Source organism: Kitasatospora sp. Root107 (genome assembly GCF_001424875.1).
In the GTDB taxonomy this organism is placed as follows: Bacteria; Actinomycetota; Actinomycetes; order Streptomycetales; family Streptomycetaceae; genus Kitasatospora.
Genome location: NZ_LMCT01000012.1, coordinates 252,016 through 270,902 on the forward strand (window position 1 = coordinate 252,016; position 18,887 = coordinate 270,902).

The window sequence follows — 18,887 nt, forward strand, 5'->3', positions numbered from 1 at the left end:
CGGTTCCCCGCCCTCCCCCGCCCGGGGGAGGAAACGCCGCAGGGCGGCCACCCCGTGTGGGGTGACCGCCCTGCGTGCGATCAGGTGACCGTGACTCAGCCGGTGTAGGGGCCGTAGTCGTAGTCGTCCAGCGGGACTGCCTGGCCGGAGCCGGCGCTGAACGGCGACAGGTCGTAGTCGTCGTAGCCGACGGCCGAGTACATCGCGGCCTTGGCCTCTTCGGTGGGCTCGACCCGGATGTTGCGGTAGCGGGGGAGACCCGTACCGGCCGGGATGAGCTTACCGAGGATGACGTTCTCCTTGAGGCCCAGCAGCGGGTCCGACTTGGCGTGGATCGCCGCGTCGGTGAGCACCCGGGTCGTCTCCTGGAAGGAGGCGGCCGACAGCCAGGACTCGGTCGCCAGCGAGGCCTTGGTGATACCCATCAGCTGCGGACGGCCGGAGGCGGGGTGACCGCCCTCGGAGACCACGCGACGGTTCTCGGTCTCGAAGCGGCCGCGCTCGACGAGCTCGCCCGGGAGCAGCTCGGCGTCGCCCGACTCGATGATCGTCACGCGGCGGAGCATCTGCCGGATGATGATCTCGATGTGCTTGTCGTGGATCGACACACCCTGCGAGTTGTAGACCTTCTGGACCTCGGCCACCAGGTGGATCTGGACGGCGCGCTGACCCATGATCCGCAGGACGTCGTGCGGGTTCATCGTGCCGGCGGTCAGCTTCTGGCCGACCGCGACCGCCTCGCCCTCGGAGACCAGCAGCTTGATGCGCTTGGAGATCGGGTAGGCGATCTCGTCCGTGCCGTCGTCGGGGGTGACGACGAGCTTGCGGGTCTTCTCGGTGTCCTCGATCCGGACCCGGCCCTGAGCCTCGGCAACCGGGGCCACACCCTTGGGGGTACGGGCCTCGAAGAGCTCGACGACACGGGGCAGACCCTGCGTGATGTCGTCACCTGCCACACCACCGGTGTGGAAGGTACGCATCGTCAGCTGGGTGCCGGGCTCACCGATGGACTGGGCGGCGATGATGCCGACCGCCTCACCGATGTCGACCAGCTTGCCGGTGGCCAGCGAACGGCCGTAGCAGAAGGCACAGGTGCCGACTGCCGACTCACAGGTGAGGATCGAGCGGGTCTTGACCTCGCTGATGCCGTGGCGGATCAGCTCGTCGATCAGGACGTCACCGAGGTCGGTGTTGGCGGTGGCAAGAAGCTTGCCGTCCACCGTGATGTCCTCGGCCAGCATCCGGGCGTAGACGCTGGTCTCGACGTCGTCCGTCTTGCGAAGGACGCCGTTCTCGACCGTGCCGATCGCCAGCTTGAGGCCGCGCTCGGTGCCGCAGTCCTCCTCGCGGATGATGACGTCCTGCGAGACGTCGACCAGACGACGCGTCAGGTAGCCGGAGTCGGCGGTACGCAGCGCGGTGTCGGCCAGACCCTTACGGGCACCGTGGGTGGAGATGAAGTACTCCAGCACGGTGAGACCCTCACGGAACGACGCCTTGATGGGTCGCGGGATGGTCTCGTTCTTTGCGTTCGACACCAGACCACGCATACCGGCGATCTGACGCATCTGCATCATGTTTCCTCGAGCGCCCGAGTCCACCATCATGAAGATGGGGTTCGTCTTCTCGAAGTTGGCGTTCATCGCCTCGGCGACCTCGTTGGTCGCACGGGTCCAGATGCCGATGAGCTCGCTCTTGCGCTCCTCGTTGGTGATCAGGCCGCGCTCGTACTGACGCTGCACCTTCTCGGCCTGGGCCTCGTAGCCCTCGAGGATCTGCGGCTTGTTCGGCGGCACCACGACGTCGGAGATCGACACCGTCACACCCGAGCGGGTGGCCCAGTGGAAACCGGCCGCCTTCAGGTTGTCCAGGGTCGCCGCCACGACGACCTTGGGGTACCGCTCGGCCAGGTCGTTGACGATCGCGGAGAGCTGCTTCTTGCCCACCTCGTAGTCGACGAACGGGTAGTCCTCGGGCAGCAGCTCGTTGAAGAGCGCGCGGCCCAGAGTGGTCTTCAGGCGGAAGGACTCGCCCTCGAACCAGCTCGACTGACCGTCCTCGTCGACCGGCGGGGTCCAGCCACGGGGCGGGACGGTGCCGATCGGCAGGCGGATGTCGACCACGGCCTGGACGTCGATCTGCTTGGCGTCGAACGCCATCACGGCCTCGGCGGCGGAGGTGAAGGAGCGACCACCGCCCTTCACCTTCTCCCGGTCCGAGGTCAGGAAGAACAGACCGAGCACCATGTCCTGGGTCGGCATGGTGACGGGGCGACCGTCGGCCGGCTTCAGGATGTTGTTCGAGGACAGCATCAGGATGCGGGCCTCGGCCTGCGCCTCCGCGGAGAGCGGCAGGTGGACGGCCATCTGGTCACCGTCGAAGTCCGCGTTGAACGCGGTGCAGACGAGCGGGTGGATCTGGATGGCCTTGCCCTCGACCAGCTGGGGCTCGAAGGCCTGGATGCCGAGGCGGTGCAGGGTGGGTGCACGGTTCAGCAGCACCGGGTGCTCGGCGATGACCTCTTCGAGGACGTCCCACACCACGGGGCGGGCGCGCTCGACCATGCGCTTCGCCGACTTGATGTTCTGCGCGTGGTTGAGGTCCACCAGGCGCTTCATCACGAACGGCTTGAAGAGCTCCAGCGCCATGGCCTTCGGCAGACCGCACTGGTGCAGCTTGAGCTGCGGGCCGACGACGATGACCGAACGGGCCGAGTAGTCGACTCGCTTGCCGAGCAGGTTCTGGCGGAAACGACCCTGCTTGCCCTTCAGCATGTCGCTGAGGGACTTCAGCGGACGGTTGCCGGGGCCCGTGACCGGGCGACCACGACGGCCGTTGTCGAAGAGGGCGTCGACCGCCTCCTGGAGCATCCGCTTCTCGTTGTTCACGATGATCTCGGGCGCGCCGAGGTCGAGAAGCCGCTTCAGGCGGTTGTTGCGGTTGATCACGCGGCGGTACAGGTCGTTCAGGTCGGAGGTCGCGAAGCGGCCACCGTCCAGCTGCACCATCGGGCGAAGGTCCGGCGGGATGACCGGGACGCAGTCCAGCACCATGCCGTTGGGCTTGTTGGTGGTCTGCAGGAAGGCGGAGACGACCTTGAGGCGCTTGAGCGCCCGGGTCTTCTTCTGGCCCTTGCCGCTGCGGATGATCTCGCGCAGCCGCTCGGACTCCTCGGCCAGGTCGAACGTCTCCAGGCGGTCCTTGAGCGCCGCGGCGCCCATCGAGCCGGAGAAGTACGTGCCGAAGCGGTCGCGCAGCTCGCGGTAGAGCAGCTCGTCGCCCTCGAGGTCCTGGACCTTGAGGTTCTTGAAGCGGGCCCAGACCTCGTCCAGACGGTCCAGCTCGCGCTGCGCACGGTCACGCAGCTGCTTCATCTCGCGCTCGGCACCCTCGCGCACCTTGCGGCGCACGTCGGCCTTGGCGCCCTCGGCCTCGAGCTCGGCCAGGTCGGTCTCGGCCTTCTTGGCCCGGGCCTCGAGGTCGGAGTCGCGGCGGTTCTCGATCTGCTGACGCTCGACCGAGACATGCGCCTCGAGGGACGGGAGGTCGCGCTGGCGACGCTCGTCGTCCACCCAGGTGATCATGTAGGCGGCGAAGTAGATGACCTTCTCGAGGTCCTTCGGCGCCAGGTCGAGCAAGTAGCCGAGGCGGCTGGGGACACCCTTGAAATACCAGATGTGGGTGACCGGCGCGGCCAGCTCGATGTGGCCCATCCGCTCACGACGCACCTTGGCGCGAGTGACCTCGACGCCACAGCGCTCACAGATGATGCCCTTGAAGCGGACGCGCTTGTACTTGCCGCAGTAGCACTCCCAGTCCCGGGTGGGGCCGAAGATCTTCTCGCAGAAGAGCCCGTCCTTTTCCGGCTTCAGGGTGCGGTAGTTGATGGTCTCCGGCTTCTTGACCTCACCGTGGGACCACTGGCGGATGTCGTCGGCGGTCGCGAGGCCGATGCGGAGCTCGTCGAAGAAGTTGACGTCAAGCACTGGTCGTCAAGCCCTCTTTCGTAAGTCGAAAGGTGTTCATCTGGTCTGAGGGGGCCTGGGGGCGGGCCGGCCACACTGGGTGGCCGACCCAACCTCCGTCAGACCTCTTCGACGCTGCTCGGCTCGCGCCGGGACAGGTCAATGCCGAGCTCCTCGGCGGCACGGAAGACATCCTCGTCGGAGTCCCGCATCTCGATGGACTGGCCGTCCGAGGACAGCACCTCCACGTTGAGGCAGAGCGACTGCATTTCCTTGATGAGGACCTTGAAGGACTCAGGAATGCCCGGCTCGGGGATGTTCTCGCCCTTGACGATGGCCTCGTAGACCTTCACCCGGCCGAGAACGTCGTCGGACTTGATGGTGAGGAGTTCCTGCAGTGCGTAGGCGGCGCCGTACGCCTCAAGGGCCCACACCTCCATCTCACCGAATCGCTGACCACCGAACTGCGCCTTACCACCGAGCGGCTGCTGGGTGATCATCGAGTACGGACCGGTCGAACGGGCGTGCAGCTTGTCGTCGACCAGGTGGTGCAGCTTCAGGATGTACATGTAGCCGACCGAGACCGGCATCGGGAACGGCTCACCGGAGCGGCCGTCGAACAGCCGCGCCTTACCGGTGGAGTTCACCAGGCGCTCACCGTCACGGGTGAGGGTGGTGTGGTCCAGCAGGTGGGTGATCTCGTCCTCGCGGGCGCCGTCGAAGACCGGGGTGGCGAGGTTGGTGCCGCCCTCGACCTTGTCCGCGCCGATCGCCTGCAGGCGGGTGGCCCACTCCTCGGCGAGACCGGAGACGTCCCAGCCCTGCTTGGCGAGCCACCCTAGGTGGATCTCCAGTACCTGTCCCGGGTTCATTCGGGACGGGACACCCAGCGGGTTGAGGATGATGTCGACCGGGGTGCCGTCCTCGAGGAACGGCATGTCCTCGACCGGCAGGATCTTGGAGATGACACCCTTGTTGCCGTGACGGCCGGCCAGCTTGTCACCGTTGGTGATCTTGCGCTTCTGGGCGACGTAGACGCGAACCAGCTGGTTCACACCCGGGGGAAGCTCGTCCCCCTCCTCGCGGTCGAAGACGCGGACACCGATGATCTTGCCGGACTCACCGTGCGGCACCTTCAGCGAGGTGTCGCGGACCTCACGGGCCTTCTCGCCGAAGATCGCGCGGAGCAGGCGCTCCTCCGGGGTCAGCTCGGTCTCACCCTTGGGCGTGACCTTGCCGACCAGGATGTCGCCGGTGGTGACATCGGCGCCGATCCGGATGATGCCGCGCTCGTCGAGGTCGGCGAGGACCTCCTCGGAGACGTTCGGGATGTCCCGGGTGATCTCCTCCGGGCCCAGCTTGGTGTCACGGGCGTCGACCTCGTGCTCCTCGATGTGGATCGAGGAGAGGACGTCGTCCTGCACGAGGCGCTGCGACAGGATGATCGCGTCCTCGTAGTTGTGACCCTCCCAGGACATGAACGCCACGAGCAGGTTCTTGCCCAGCGCCATCTCACCCTGGTCGGTGCACGGGCCGTCGGCCAGCACCTGGCTGACCTCGACCCGGGCGCCCTCGTCCACGAGCACCTTCTGGTTGAAGGCGGTGCCCTGGTTCGAGCGGGTGAACTTGGCGGCGCGGTACGTGGTGTACGTGCCGTCGTCGTTGGCCACGGTGACGTAGTCGGCCGAGACCTCCTGGACGACACCCGCCTTCTCGGCCACGATCACGTCGGCGGCGTCGACCGCACAGCGGTACTCCATGCCGGTACCGACCACGGGCGCCTCGCTGCGCAGCAGCGGAACGGCCTGGCGCATCATGTTCGAGCCCATGAGCGCGCGGTTGGCGTCGTCGTGCTCGAGGAACGGGATCATGGCGGTCGCGACCGACACCATCTGGCGCGGCGAGACGTCCATGTAGTCGATCTCGGTGCCCGGGATGTAGTCGATCTCGCCACCACGGCGGCGGACCAGGACACGCGGCTCGGCGAAGGTCAGCTCGTCGGTCAGCGGGGCGTTGGCCTGCGCGATGACGTAGCGGTCCTCCTCGTCTGCCGTGAGGTAGTCGACCGCCTCGGTCACGACACCGTCGATGACCTTCCGGTACGGGGTCTCGATGAAGCCGAAGGCGTTCACCCGGCCGTAGGACGCGAGCGAGCCGATCAGACCGATGTTCGGGCCTTCGGGGGTCTCGATCGGACACATGCGGCCGTAGTGCGAGGGGTGCACGTCACGGACCTCGAAGCCGGCCCGCTCACGGGACAGACCACCGGGGCCGAGCGCGGACAGACGACGCTTGTGGGTCAGACCCGAGAGCGGGTTCGTCTGGTCCATGAACTGCGACAGCTGGCTGGTGCCGAAGAACTCCTTGATGGAGGCGACGACCGGCCGGATGTTGATCAGGGTCTGCGGCGTGATCGCCTCGACGTCCTGGGTGGTCATGCGCTCGCGCACGACACGCTCCATACGGGCAAGACCCGTACGGACCTGGTTCTGGATCAGCTCGCCGACATTGCGCAGACGACGGTTGCCGAAGTGGTCGATGTCATCGACCTCCACGACGATGTCGCGGCCCGCGTCGTCCCGCCAGTCGGTCTCGCCCGCGTGCAGCTTCACCAGGTACTTGATCGCACCGATGATGTCGGGCTCGGTGAGCACGCCGGAGTCCAGCGACTCGGCGTTGCCCAGCTTGCGGTTGACCTTGTAACGGCCGACCTTGGCGAGGTCGTAGCGCTTCGGGTTGAAGTAGAGGTTCTCCAGAAGCGTCTGCGCGGCCTCGCGGGTCGGCGGCTCGCCGGGGCGCAGCTTGCGGTAGATGTCGAGCAGCGCGTCGTCCTGGCCCTGGGTGTGGTCCTTCTCCAGGGTGGCGCGCATCGACTCGTACTCGCCGAACTCCTCGAGAATCATCTCGTTGGTCCAGCCGAGCGCCTTCAGCAGCACGGTGACCGACTGCTTGCGCTTGCGGTCGATGCGGACACCGACCATGTCGCGCTTGTCGATCTCCATCTCCAGCCAGGCACCACGCGAGGGGATGACCTTGCAGGAGAAGATGTCCTTGTCGGAGACCTTGTCCAGGGTGGAGTCGAAGTACACACCCGGCGAACGGACCAGCTGCGAGACCACGACACGCTCGGTGCCGTTGATCACGAAGGTGCCCTTGTGGGTCATGAGCGGGAAATCGCCCATGAAGACCGTCTGGGACTTGATCTCACCGGTCTCGTTGTTGGTGAACTCGGCCGTGACGAAGAGCGGGGCCGCGAACGTGAAGTCGCGGTCCTTGCACTCGTCGATCGAGTTCTTCGGCGGCTCGAAACGGTGGTCGCGGAAGGTCAGCGACATCGACCCACTGAAGTCCTCGATCGGGGAGATCTCTTCGAAGATCTCCTCCAGACCGGACTTGGTGGGGACGTCCTGACCACTCTCCAGGGCCGCCTCGACGCGAGACTTCCAGGCCGCATTGCCGAGGAGCCAGTCAAAGCTCTCGGTCTGCAGGGCCAGGAGGTTCGGGACCTCGAGGGGCTCCTTGATCTTCGCGAAGGAGACGCGGAGCGGGGCGGTGGAATTGGCGTTGTTCGAGGCGTTGCGCGGCGCGGCCAAGAGGGGGGTCCTTCCGAGGGCTCGGAGCTCACTGCGCGCGTACCGGCCGGCCTCGACGGGCTTGGTCCCACCCCCGGCGCCGTGGGTCTCAGCCGGGAAGATCTCCCAGGTCAGAGCCGCTTTGCGGAGGCGGTGCCAGACCCCTTCAGGGCAGTGCTTGCTCCGGGCGACGAGTCACGGAGCAGCTAACAGGCAGCGCAAAGGGACAGTGTAGCCAAAAGGCACACTGCTGACAAGCTCTGATTCGGAGACCGAATCGGAGACTCCCCTCATACCGCTCCGCCGTGCCCCGGACGCTCCGAGCCACCGCACCTCACCAAGAGTCAATTCCCGTCGGGGCCACCGAATATGCATCCGGAACCACATCGACCGGTTGGACTCGCCTCCTGTGGGGCGCGCCTTGAGAATCGCGCGCCCGGTGGAGTTCGTCAAGGCCCTCACCGGAGTGCGGACCTCGAAGCGTTCATCGTCCGAGCAGGCCACCGCGTTACAGAACCCGTGGTGGGAGCCTCCCCAGTGACTGCGCTCACCCTACCGGGCCCTGCCGACAGTGGCCGAGTACACAGTCCGCCAGGCTGGTGAAGCCCGTCCGCCGACCGGGTGGACCCTGCTGGGCGAGCGGGTGGAGCAGGCCCGAGGCCGGGTACGCAAAAAGGCCGGGCCGACCACCCGCAAGGGTGATCGGCCCGGCCTCGCGCCCCCTCAGAGGGGGCACTGAGTCACTTGACGGTGACCTTGGCGCCAGCGGCCTCGAGCTGGGCCTTGGCCTTCTCGGCAGCGTCCTTGGCAACCTTCTCCAGGACGGTGGCGGGGGTACCGTCAACGAGGTCCTTCGCCTCCTTCAGGCCGAGGGAGGTGAGGGCGCGCACCTCCTTGATGACCTGGATCTTCTTGTCGCCGGCACCCTCGAGGATGACGTCGAACTCGTCCTGCTCCTCGACGGCCTCGGCCACGACACCGGCGCCACCGGCGGCGGCAACGGCGACCGGGGCGGCAGCGGTGACGTCGAACTTGTCCTCGAAGGCCTTCACGAAGGCAGCGAGCTCGATGAGGGTGAGCTCCTCGAACTGCGCGAGCAGCTCGTCCTGGGTCAGCTTCGCCATGATTTGGCGTCCTTCCACTAAATCGGCAGGTAGGTGCCGGATGTACGGATTGGGCGGGCACTGGCCCGCAGCGAGGCGTGAGCCTGCCGAATTATTCGGCGGCCTCGTCCTCGGCGGCGGGAGCCGGCGCACCGGCACCGCCCTGCTCGACCTTGTCGCGAAGCGCGTCCACGGTGCGGACGAGCTTCGACGGGAGAGCCTGGAAGAGCGCGGCAGCCTGGGACTGCTTGGCCTTCAGGGCACCCGCGAACTTGGCGAGCAGCACCTCGCGGGACTCGAGGTCCGCGAGCTTCTTGATGTCATCGGCGGACAGCGCCTTACCGTCAAGGACACCGCCCTTGATGATGAGTGCGGGGTTGTCCTTGGCGAAGTCACGCAGAGCCTTCGCCGACTCCACCGGGTCACCGGTGACGAAGGCAACAGCCGTCGGACCCGAGAACAGGTCGTCCAGCTCGGAGATCCCGGCCTCATTGGCCGCAATCTTGGTCAGCGTGTTCTTCACCACGGCGTACTGGGCGTTGTCCCCCAGCGAGCGACGCAGGGTCTTGACCTGCTTCACCGTGAGACCGCGGTACTCGGTGAGCAGCGTCGCGTTCGAGGCACGGAACTTGTCCGTGAGCTCGGCGACGGCAGCAGCCTTGTCGGGCCTTGCCATAGGCTTACGCCTCCTTCCGTGATGTCGAAGTCAGGCCGACCTTCGAACAGTCGACCATCCAACGCCTCAAACCACCGGCCAGGAAGCTCTGCAGAAACAGTGAGAGCCCCGGTGCGCAGGCGCACGGGGCTCTGAATGACCTCAACGATCCAGGCGGCAAGCCGCACGGACCGGAAGTCCAAGCTCCAAACACTCCTGCGCGGGCTGTCCGCGACGAATCGCGGAACCTTCGGTCGTCAGCACCCTTGCGGGCGCAGCCGACAACCAGCGGTCTTTGGCAGCCCCCACCGTACTCGACCCCCCGCGAATCGGCCAAATCCGTCAGGAGACGAGCGGCGGCAGGCTCTGGCTGCCCGTGTCCACGGTGTCGTTCTCGGCCGGGGCCTGCACCGAGATCGGGCCGCCGAAGCCCCGGTAGGTCACGGTGTCGTCCGGGCCGCCCCCGCCGCTGCGGCGAAGCTGGACCAGCTGGTCCTTGTCGTTCAGCCACAGATCCAGGGTGAGCCGGCGCACCCCGCCGGCTCCGAGCGCGGCCTGCAGGGCCTGCTGCCGGGTGGCGGGCAGCTGGGTCTGCGCCGCGACGTACCGGTCCACGCCGATGTCCACCCGGTAGTGCTGGACGGTGGCTTCGCCCAGCTCCTCCTCACCGACCAGCCTCGGGCTCTCGGCGGCGACGGCGGCGGTCAGCCCCACCATCGGGTTGATCCGGTCGACCAGCTCGGCGTACGGGATCTCCCGCCGGCCGCCCGGGACGGTGAACTTCTCCCAGTGCCGCCCGCCGGTCCGCTCGGCGGTGGCCTGGTCGCCGCCCCGGTAGGCGGTGGTGTCCAGCACGATCAGCTGCTCGGCGGTGTCCGGGTACTTGACCTTGAGCACCGTCTTCGGCGCCCAGAACAGCACCCCACTGGCCGGGTCGCCGCCCAGCCGGTACGAGAACTCGGCCCGCCGGGCGGTGCTCATCGCCAGCTGGGCGGAGAGCAGCACGCCGTGCGGCGACCGGTCGGTGGGGCTGGGCAGGCCGGTCGGCACGGCGCTGGCCGAGGGGGTGGCGGTGGGCCGGGGCTCCGGTCCGCCGCCACAGCCGGCCACGCCGGTGAGCAGCAGCACGGCGATCGCCGCGGCCACCGACCGCTGACCTGCCGTCACCCTGTCCCCCCGCCGCCGATGTTCCCTCCGACACCCTGTCATGCGGAGCTCAGCCGCCGAAGCCCTTGAGCAGATCTGCGACCTCGAACACATCCGCGGCGGGCGGGGCGGCCACCTCGGGGGCCTTGCCGAGCTCGGTGTAACGGACCGTCATCTCGCCGGTCCTGGCCGGGGTGAGGTCCGCACTGCGGAGCTGGACCAGCTCGTTCCGGCCGTTGATCCACAGGTCCAGCGCGCCGCCGCCCTTGCCCAGCTCGGCCAGCGCCTGCCCCTTCTGGTCCTCCGTCAGCCCGGCCATCGCGCCGACCAGCGCCTGGGCCACCCCGGCGGCGTGGAAGTGCACCGCCTCGGCGCCGTTCACCTGCTCGACCCCGACCTTGGCCAGCCCGGGGCTGGCCGCGCCGACCGCCAGCGGCACTGCCGGGTCGAGCGCCTTCATCAGGACGGCCAGCGTCCGGGCGTCCTCGCCGCCGGCCGACAGGCCCGCGCCGTTGGCGGGCGCCGCGGCGTTCACCTTCATCCAGTGCCGCCCACCGGCCAGCGCCGAGGTCTCCGGCGAGGCGCCGACGAAACTGGCCCCGGCGGCCGAGCGCAGCCTGGCGTCCTGCCCGTCCACCTTGAAGGTCAGGTCGGCGGCGGCCGACCCGCCCCAGCGCAGGGCACCGCTGCCGGTGTCCGCTCCCCCGGTGCTGAGCACCAGGCCGGCGTTGCCCGCCTTGGCCATCACGCCGGCGGCCGCCAGCAGGACGTCCTTGGGCGCGCCGGTGGGCGCCGGGACCTGGCCGGCGCCGGCCGTGGCGCCTGCGGTGGCGGCGGCCGGGGAGGAGGCGCCCGGCTGGGGGGCCGCCGTACCGCTCGAACCGGCCGAGGGGCTGGCGGACGCCGAGGGCTTGGCCGCCTCGCCCGCCCCCGATCCGCTCGAACCGCAGGCGGTCAGGCCGCCCACCAGCAGCGCCGTGACGGCAATCGTCCGCAGGTCCCGCATGGCTGTCTCCCCCTCGTTCGGATCTCGGAAAGCGGACTCTAATTGATGTACATACGCCGACGGGCCCGCACCCCCCTCGAAGGGGGATACGGGCCCGTTGAACGCGGTTACCGCTGGAGCTCGAGGGCTCAGACGGAGGCCGGGTCCTCCTCGACGAGGAGGTTCCGGGTGCGGTTCGGGTCCACCTGGATGCCGGGGCTGATCGTGGTGGAGATCGCCGTCTTCTTGATGTAGCGACCCTTCGCGGCGGACGGCTTGGCCCGGAGGACCTCGTCCAGCGCGGCGCCGTAGTTCTCGACCAGCTGCTCGTCGGTGAAGGAGGCCTTACCGATGATGAAGTGCAGGTTCGAGTGCTTGTCGACGCGGAACTCGATCTTGCCGCCCTTGATGTCGTTGACAGCCTTCGCGACATCGGGGGTGACGGTGCCGGTCTTCGGGTTCGGCATCAGACCACGCGGGCCGAGCACGCGGCCGAGGCGGCCGACCTTGCCCATGAGGTCCGGGGTGGCGACGACGGCGTCGAAGTCCAGGCGGCCCTTGGCGACCTCGTCGATGAGCTCGTCCGAGCCCACGATGTCGGCGCCCGCAGCACGCGCGGCCTCGGCACGCTCGCCGGTCGCGAAGACCAGGACCCGAGCGGTCTTACCGGTGCCGTGCGGAAGGATCACGGTGCTGCGGACCATCTGGTCGGCCTTGCGCGGGTCGACACCCAGACGCATGGCAACCTCGACGGTCGCGTCGAACTTGGCGGTGGAGGTCTCCTTGGCGAGGCGGATGGCCTCGAGGGGAGCGTAGATCCGGCTGCGGTCGACCTTGGCGTCCGCGGCCTTGAGAGCCTTGCTGCGCTTCACTGCTTCTCCTGAAGGTGAATGGAGTTCGTGGGACGGGCCGCGCGGGCCCTACCACGGTGGACTAGGGGGCTTTTCAGCCCTCGACGGTGATGCCCATCGACCGGGCGGTGCCGGCGATGATCTTCGCCGCCGCGTCCAGGTCGTTGGCGTTCAGGTCGGGGAGCTTGGTGGTGGCGATGTCGCGGACCTGGGCGCTGGTGAGCTTCGCGACCTTGGTCTTGTGCGGCTCGGCCGAGCCCTTGTCCACGCCGGCGGCCTTCAGGATGAGGCGCGCGGCCGGCGGCGTCTTCGTGATGAAGGTGAAGGTGCGGTCCTCGTAGACCGTGATCTCCACCGGCACGATCATGCCGCGCTGCGACTCGGTCGCGGCGTTGTAGGCCTTGCAGAACTCCATGATGTTGACGCCGTGCTGACCCAGCGCGGGGCCGACCGGCGGAGCCGGGTTGGCCGCGCCGGCCTTGATCTGGAGCTTGATAAGCCCCGTGACCTTCTTCTTCTTGGGAGGCATGCTCTCCGGGTCCTTCCGAGAGTGGATTACTGGTGCGTCCGCAGCCGGAGCGACACCCGGCCAGGCAGAACACACATCGGACCAGGCTAACCGCTGTTGCGGCCTGGACCAAAACGAGTTCGGGGGCGGAGCCGAAGCTCCGCCCCCGAATCGAAGCTTTGGACTAGTTCTTCTGGATCTGGTCGAACGACAGCTCGACCGGGGTCTCCCGGCCGAAGATCTCGACCAGGCCCTTGACCTTCTTCGAGTCCGGGTTGATCTCGTTGATGGTCGCCTGCAGGGTGGCGAACGGACCGTCGGTGACGGTGACCGAGTCGCCGACCTCGAAGTCGAGCACCTGGACCTCGACCGGGCGGTGCGGGGACGCCTTGCCGGCGGCCTTGGCCGCGTCGCGCTCGACGTCGGGGGCGAGCATCTTGACGACCTCGTCCAGGGTCAGCGGGTACGGGTCGTAGGCGTTGCCGACGAAGCCGGTGACACCCGGGGTGTTGCGGACGACGCCCCAGGACTCGGGGGTGAGGTCCATCCGGACCAGCACGTAGCCGGGGAGCTTGTTCTGCCGGACGGTCTTGCGGTCGCCGTTCTTGATCTGGACGACCTCCTCCTGCGGAACGGCGGACTCGAAGATGAAGTCCTCGACGTTCAGCGAGACGGCGCGCTGCTCCAGGTTCTGCTTCACCCGGTTCTCGTACCCGGCGTAGGTGTGGATCACGTACCACTCGCCCGGCGCGGTGCGCAGCTGCTCCCGGAAGGCGACGACCGGGTCGATCTCGACCTCGTCCTCGGCCTCGACGTCCTCAGCCTCGGTCTCGTCCTCGACGTCCTCGGCAGCCTCGTCCTCGGCGGCCTCGGTCTCGTCCTCCTCGAGGGACTCGTCCTCGGTCACCTCGTGCACCGCGTCCTGCTCGGCCGGCACGCCCGCCTCGGCCTCGTCCGCTGCCTCGACCTCGTCCTGGTCGGCGTCGACCGCGTCCAGGATCTGCTCGGCGTCCTCGACGTCAGCAGCCTCGGCCGCGACATCCGCCTCGCGGACGGTCTCGTCGGCGTCGTACAGGGGGGACTCAGACACGGTGGCTGCTTCTTTCCTGGGATGTGAGTTGGAACGGCTCCGGACTGTCCGGCACCCTCACGGGCACGTTGCGGGGACAACTCGGATACCTCCACAGTACCGAGTCAACGGTAGCGGGATCGCCCTGAGTGCGCCGACAGCTCGACCCGGACCGTTTGCACGGCCCGGGTCGGGATGGAGCTGGGGAGGTGACGGCCGGTCAGCCGAACACCCACAGGCTGAGCTTGGAGAAGCCGTAGTCCATGCTGGCCACCAGGCCCATGACCACGACCACGAAGACCACCACGACGGTGGTGTACTGGGTCAGCTCGCTGCGGGTCGGCCAGACGACCTTGCGAAGCTCGGCAATGATCTGGCGGTAGAACAGCGCCGTCCGGGCGAAGATGCTCTTCTTGGCCCGCTTGCCGGACTTCTTCTCGCCGTCACCGCCCTCGGACTTCTGGGCACGCTTACGGTCGCGACGCGAGGGCACCTTGTCGTTGACGTCGGCGGAAGTCGCCTCCGCGCCGTCGGGGTTGCCGCTCTCAGGCGTTGCGGTGGAGCCCGTGGTCTCCGTCACTCGTCCTCACCTGAATCCGGGTCCTGCCGAGCGTCGCTTCGCGTTGGTGCGGGCGATCCGGCGAATGCAGTGCGGTGGAGCCATCTCCGCATCAAGCCCGCTCACTCCTGTGGAGCGAACGGGCTGGATACGGTTCAAGCAGCAGGGCAAGAGGGACTTGAACCCCCAACCGCCGGTTTTGGAGACCGGTGCTCTACCAATTGAGCTATTGCCCTACGGAGCTTTGCGGCTCCGGAGATGACCACCAACCTACCGCATCCGGGTCGCTGCGTGAGTTACGCACCGGTGGAGCCGCACTTCGGGAGCCATCGAGCAGTGAGTGTACGTGTTCCGGAGCGTTTGGTCGAACCCCATTCACGGACCGCCCACCGGCGGGTACGCATAGTGGACGGATCCGTACACATGCTGAAACCGCCGTACGCGGCCTTGAAGGACTCTGCAACGATTGCGGCATGAGCGCTCCCACCCCCCGCCCCGCAGACCGCCGCGTCTCCGCCCGTGTCGGTGCCATCGCCGAGTCCGCCACCCTCGCGGTGGACGCCAAGGCGAAGGCCCTCAAGGCGGCCGGCCGCCCCGTGATCGGCTTCGGCGCCGGAGAGCCGGACTTCCCGACCCCCGGCTACATCGTCGACGCCGCCGTCGCCGCCTGCCAGGACCCGAAGAACCACCGCTACACCCCGGCCGGCGGCCTGCCGGAGCTGAAGGCCGCGATCGCCGCGAAGACCCTTCGCGACTCCGGCTACCAGGTGGACGCCTCCCAGGTGCTGGTCACCAACGGTGGCAAGCAGGCCATTTACGAGGCCTTCGCCGCGATCCTGGACCCGGCCGACGAGGTCATCATCCCGGCGCCGTACTGGACCACCTACCCCGAGGCCGTGAAGCTGGCCGGCGGTGTCCCGGTCGACGTCGTCGCGGACGAGACCACCGGCTACAAGGTCTCGGTCGAGCAGCTCGAGGCCGCCCGCACCGAGAACACCAAGGTGGTGCTCTTCGTCTCGCCGTCCAACCCGACCGGCTCGGTCTACACCGAGGCCGAGGCCGAGGCGATCGGCCGCTGGGCGCTGGAGCACGGCCTCTGGGTGCTCACCGACGAGATCTACGAGCACCTGGTCTACGGCGACGCCACCTTCACCTCGCTGCCCGCCCTGCTCCCCGAGCTGGCCGACAAGTGCATCGTGGTCAACGGTGTGGCCAAGACCTACGCGATGACCGGCTGGCGGGTGGGCTGGATGATCGGCCCGAAGGACGTCGTGAACGCCGCCGCCAACCTGCAGTCGCACGCCACCTCCAACGTCTCCAACGTGGCGCAGCGCGCCGCGCTGGCCGCCGTCTCCGGTGACCTGGCTGCGGTGGACGAGATGAAGACCGCGTTCGACCGCCGCCGGAAGACCATCGTGCGGATGCTGAACGAGATCGACGGCGTGTTCTGCCCCGAGCCCGAGGGTGCGTTCTACGTCTACCCCTCGGTCAAGGACCTGCTGGGCAAGGAGATCCGCGGCAAGCGCCCGGCCACCTCCGCCGAGCTGGCCACCCTGATCCTGGACGAGGCCGAGGTCGCGGTCGTACCCGGCGAGGCCTTCGGCACCCCCGGCTACCTGCGGCTGTCGTACGCGCTCGGCGACGCAGACCTGGCCGAGGGCATCGGCCGGATGCAGAAGCTGCTCGGCGAGGCCCGCGCCTGACGGTCCGTCGCCCTCTTTCCGGTGTCCTGCCGGTCACCGCCCCTTTCACCCCTTCGAGGGATGTGAAAGGGGCGGTTCCCGTTCGGGGCCCTGATACGGCAGGATCGGTGAATGGAACGCCAGCGTGATGTCCGGAGCCTGCCGAAGGCCCATCTGCACCTGCACTTCACCGGTTCGATGCGGCCCGCCACCCTGCTGGAGCTGGCCGACAAGCACCGGGTCCGGCTGCCCGAGGCGCTCAGCTCCGGCGAGCCGCCCCAGCTGCGGGCCACCGACGAGCGGGGCTGGTTCCGGTTCCAGCGGCTGTACGACACCGCGCGCTCGGTGCTGCGGGACGAGTCCGACATCCGGCGCCTGGTGCTGGAGACCGCCCAGGACGAGGCCACCGACGGCTCCCGCTGGCTGGAGATCCAGGTCGACCCCACCTCGTACGCGCCCCGGCTCGGCGGGCTGATCCCCGCCCTGGAGCTGATCCTGGACGCCGTCCGGGAGGCCTCCGCCGCGACCGGCGTGGGGATCCGGGTGCTGGTCGCGGCGAACCGGATGAAGTCCCCGATGGACGCCCGCACGCTGGCCAGGCTCGCGGTCCGCTACGCCGACCAGGGCGTGGTCGGTTTCGGCCTCTCCAACGACGAACGGCGGGGCCTGGCCCGGGACTTCGACCGGGCCTTCGCGATCGCCCGCCGGGGCGGGCTGCTGGCCGCCCCGCACGGCGGCGAGCTCTCCGGGCCGGAGTCGGTCCGGGACTGCCTGGACGACCTCGGCGCGGGCCGGATCGGCCACGGCGTCCGGGCCGCCGAGGATCCGCGCCTGATGCAGCGGCTGGCGGACCGTCAGATCACCTGCGAGGTCTGCCCGTCCTCCAACGTCTCGCTCGGGGTTTACGAGCGCGCCGAGGAGGTGCCGTTGCGGAAGCTGTTCGAGGCGGGCGTCCCGATGGCGCTGGGCGCGGACGACCCGCTGCTGTTCGGCTCCCGGCTGGCCGCCCAGTACGAGCTGGTCCGCGACGTGCACGGCTTCAGCGACGCCGAGCTGGCCGAGCTGGCCCGGCAGTCCGTCCGCGCCACCCGCGCCCCGGAGGACGTCCGCAAACAACTCCTGGCGGACATCGACGCCTGGCTCGGCGCCTAGACAGCCGGGCTGCACCACCAGGGGCTCGGGGAACTGCGACGCCGACCTCAGGAGTGTTCAACGTACGTACAGGGTCAGGCACCTTCGCAGTGACCCGAGCCCCTGGTGGTTGCTCTCAGAGGTTGACGCCGATCATGACCGGTTCGTTGACCAACTCGACGCCGAACACGGCCCGTACCCCGTCCCGGATCTCGCGGGCCAGGCCGAGCAGGTCCTCGGTGCTGGCTGCGCCCCGGTTGGTGAGGGCCAGCGTGTGCTTGGTGGAGAGCGTGGCCGCGCCCGCCCCGTACCCCTTGCCGAAGCCGGCCTGGTCGATCAGCCAGGCGGCGGAGGTCTTGGTGCATCCGCCCGGCGCGGGGTAGGCGGGCGCCGTGCGCTCCCCCAGCCGGGCCAGGAAGTCGGCGTACTGAGCGGCCGTCAGCACCGGGTTGGTGAAGAACGAGCCCGCCGACCAGGTGTCATGGTCCGCCGGGTCGAGCACCATGCCCTTGCCCGCCCGCAGGCCGAGCACCGTCTTGTAGGCGGTCCGCAGTGCGACCCGCTCCCCGGCCTCGACGCCCAGCGTCCTGGCGACCTCCGCGTACCGGACGGCCGTGGACTGCCCCTCGGCGTCCTCCAGCCGGAACCGGACCCGCAGCACCACGTACCGCTCGGGGTCGGCCTTGAAGCGGCTGTGCCGGTAGGAGAACTCGCACTCCGCGTTGGTCAGCGTGACCGTCTCGCCGACCCGCCGGTCGTACGCGACCACCTCGGTGATGCCGGTGGCCACCTCCTGGCCGTACGCGCCGACGTTCTGCACAGGCGTGGCGCCGGCCGAGCCGGGGATGCCGGCCAGGAACTCGATGCCGGCCAGCCCGGCGTCCACCACCCTCGCCACCGCGTCGGCCCAGACCTCGCCGGCCGCCAGCTCCAGCTCGACCCCGTCCAGGGCGAACCCGGTGGTGGCAAGTCGCAGCACCGTTCCGTCGAAACCCTGGTCGCCGATCACCAGGTTGGAGCCGCCGCCGATCACCAGCAGCGGCTCGCCCGCCTGGTCCGCCGCCCGGACGGTCTCGACGACCTCCTGGTCGGTGGTGGCGGTGACGAGCCGACGGGCCGGTCCGCCGAGCCGGAGGGTGGTCAGCGGGGCGAGGGGGGCGTCCAGTTCAACAAGCACGCCCCCAGCGTACGGGGGTCGCCCGGCCCGGTGGGCAGGACGACCCTCGCCTTCGGGTGTCAGCCGAGCTGGACCACCGCGCGGGACATGTTGAGCACCTTGTTCTCGCCGTTCTTCACCAGCAGGTCGACCCGGACCCGGCGGTCGTCCAGCAGGGCGGCGACCTTGCCGGTGACCTCGATCACGGTGCCGACGCCGTCGTTGGGGACGGGGACGGGCTTGGTGAAGCGGACTCCGTAGTCGAGCACCGCGCCCGGGTCGCCGACCCAGTCGGTGACCACCCGGATCGCCTCGGCCATGGTGAACATGCCGTGCGCGATGACGTCGGGCAGGCCGACCTCGACCGCGAACTTCTCGTTCCAGTGGATCGGGTTGAAGTCACCGGAGGCGCCCGCGTACTGGACGAGCGTGGCGCGGGTCACCGGGAAGGACTGGGCGGGCAACTCGGTGCCGACCTCGACCTGGTCGAAGCTGATGGTCATCC

General features: G+C 68.7%; 14 protein-coding genes and 1 tRNA gene. 2 read left to right on the forward strand and 13 right to left on the reverse strand.

Annotated features, from left to right (window positions below):
- Positions 1-95: 95 nt before the first annotated feature.
- The 11 genes from ASC99_RS12840 to ASC99_RS12890 all read right to left on the reverse strand — a co-directional run bounded on the left by ASC99_RS12840 (position 96) and on the right by ASC99_RS12890 (position 14,649).
- Positions 96-3,986: a DNA-directed RNA polymerase subunit beta' gene (locus ASC99_RS12840; protein WP_057231414.1), complete on the reverse strand. Its 3,891-nt coding sequence runs from the start codon at positions 3,984-3,986 to the stop codon at positions 96-98.
- Between the two features lie 98 nt (positions 3,987-4,084).
- Entirely contained in the window at positions 4,085-7,558 is a 3,474-nt protein-coding gene (rpoB, locus tag ASC99_RS12845; RefSeq protein WP_057231416.1) for a DNA-directed RNA polymerase subunit beta, read from the reverse strand.
- A gap of 719 nt (positions 7,559-8,277) precedes the next feature.
- Positions 8,278-8,661 (reverse strand): 50S ribosomal protein L7/L12, encoded by a 384-nt coding sequence (rplL, locus tag ASC99_RS12850; protein ID WP_057231418.1) that lies wholly within the window; start codon positions 8,659-8,661, stop codon positions 8,278-8,280.
- A 91-nt stretch (positions 8,662-8,752) separates the two neighbouring features.
- Complete coding sequence (gene rplJ / locus ASC99_RS12855; protein WP_057231419.1) at positions 8,753-9,316, reverse strand: 50S ribosomal protein L10; 564 nt, start codon at positions 9,314-9,316, stop codon at positions 8,753-8,755.
- 321 nt (positions 9,317-9,637) lie between these two features.
- Positions 9,638-10,462: a hypothetical protein gene (locus ASC99_RS12860; RefSeq protein WP_157531502.1), complete on the reverse strand. Its 825-nt coding sequence runs from the start codon at positions 10,460-10,462 to the stop codon at positions 9,638-9,640.
- A gap of 49 nt (positions 10,463-10,511) precedes the next feature.
- Positions 10,512-11,447, reverse strand: coding sequence for a hypothetical protein (locus ASC99_RS12865; protein WP_057231422.1), 936 nt, complete (start codon positions 11,445-11,447; stop codon positions 10,512-10,514).
- A gap of 128 nt (positions 11,448-11,575) precedes the next feature.
- A complete protein-coding gene (rplA, locus tag ASC99_RS12870; protein WP_057231424.1) occupies positions 11,576-12,298 on the reverse strand; it encodes a 50S ribosomal protein L1 in 723 nt (240 codons plus the stop codon).
- A gap of 73 nt (positions 12,299-12,371) precedes the next feature.
- Complete coding sequence (gene rplK, locus ASC99_RS12875; RefSeq protein WP_057231426.1) at positions 12,372-12,806, reverse strand: 50S ribosomal protein L11; 435 nt, start codon at positions 12,804-12,806, stop codon at positions 12,372-12,374.
- 163 nt (positions 12,807-12,969) lie between these two features.
- On the reverse strand, positions 12,970-13,875 hold the full coding sequence (gene nusG, locus ASC99_RS12880) for a transcription termination/antitermination protein NusG (RefSeq protein WP_057231429.1): 906 nt from the start codon (positions 13,873-13,875) through the stop codon (positions 12,970-12,972).
- Positions 13,876-14,074: 199 nt separating this feature from the next.
- Entirely contained in the window at positions 14,075-14,434 is a 360-nt protein-coding gene (gene secE, locus ASC99_RS12885; RefSeq protein ID WP_082598284.1) for a preprotein translocase subunit SecE, read from the reverse strand.
- A gap of 142 nt (positions 14,435-14,576) precedes the next feature.
- A tRNA-Trp gene (locus tag ASC99_RS12890) sits at positions 14,577-14,649 on the reverse strand.
- A 237-nt stretch (positions 14,650-14,886) separates the two neighbouring features.
- Between ASC99_RS12890 and ASC99_RS12895 the strand changes: the two genes are divergently transcribed.
- Positions 14,887-16,116: a pyridoxal phosphate-dependent aminotransferase gene (locus ASC99_RS12895; RefSeq protein ID WP_057231431.1), complete on the forward strand. Its 1,230-nt coding sequence runs from the start codon at positions 14,887-14,889 to the stop codon at positions 16,114-16,116.
- Between the two features lie 111 nt (positions 16,117-16,227).
- Positions 16,228-17,247: an adenosine deaminase gene (locus tag ASC99_RS12900; protein WP_057231433.1), complete on the forward strand. Its 1,020-nt coding sequence runs from the start codon at positions 16,228-16,230 to the stop codon at positions 17,245-17,247.
- 115 nt (positions 17,248-17,362) lie between these two features.
- Here ASC99_RS12900 and ASC99_RS12905 read toward each other — a convergent pair whose 3' ends face one another.
- Positions 17,363-18,403 (reverse strand): UDP-N-acetylmuramate dehydrogenase, encoded by a 1,041-nt coding sequence (locus ASC99_RS12905; RefSeq protein ID WP_057231435.1) that lies wholly within the window; start codon positions 18,401-18,403, stop codon positions 17,363-17,365.
- 59 nt (positions 18,404-18,462) lie between these two features.
- Positions 18,463-18,885, reverse strand: a complete 423-nt coding sequence (locus ASC99_RS12910) for a MaoC family dehydratase (RefSeq protein WP_057231437.1) — start codon at positions 18,883-18,885, stop codon at positions 18,463-18,465.
- Between the last annotated feature and the right edge of the window lie 2 nt (positions 18,886-18,887).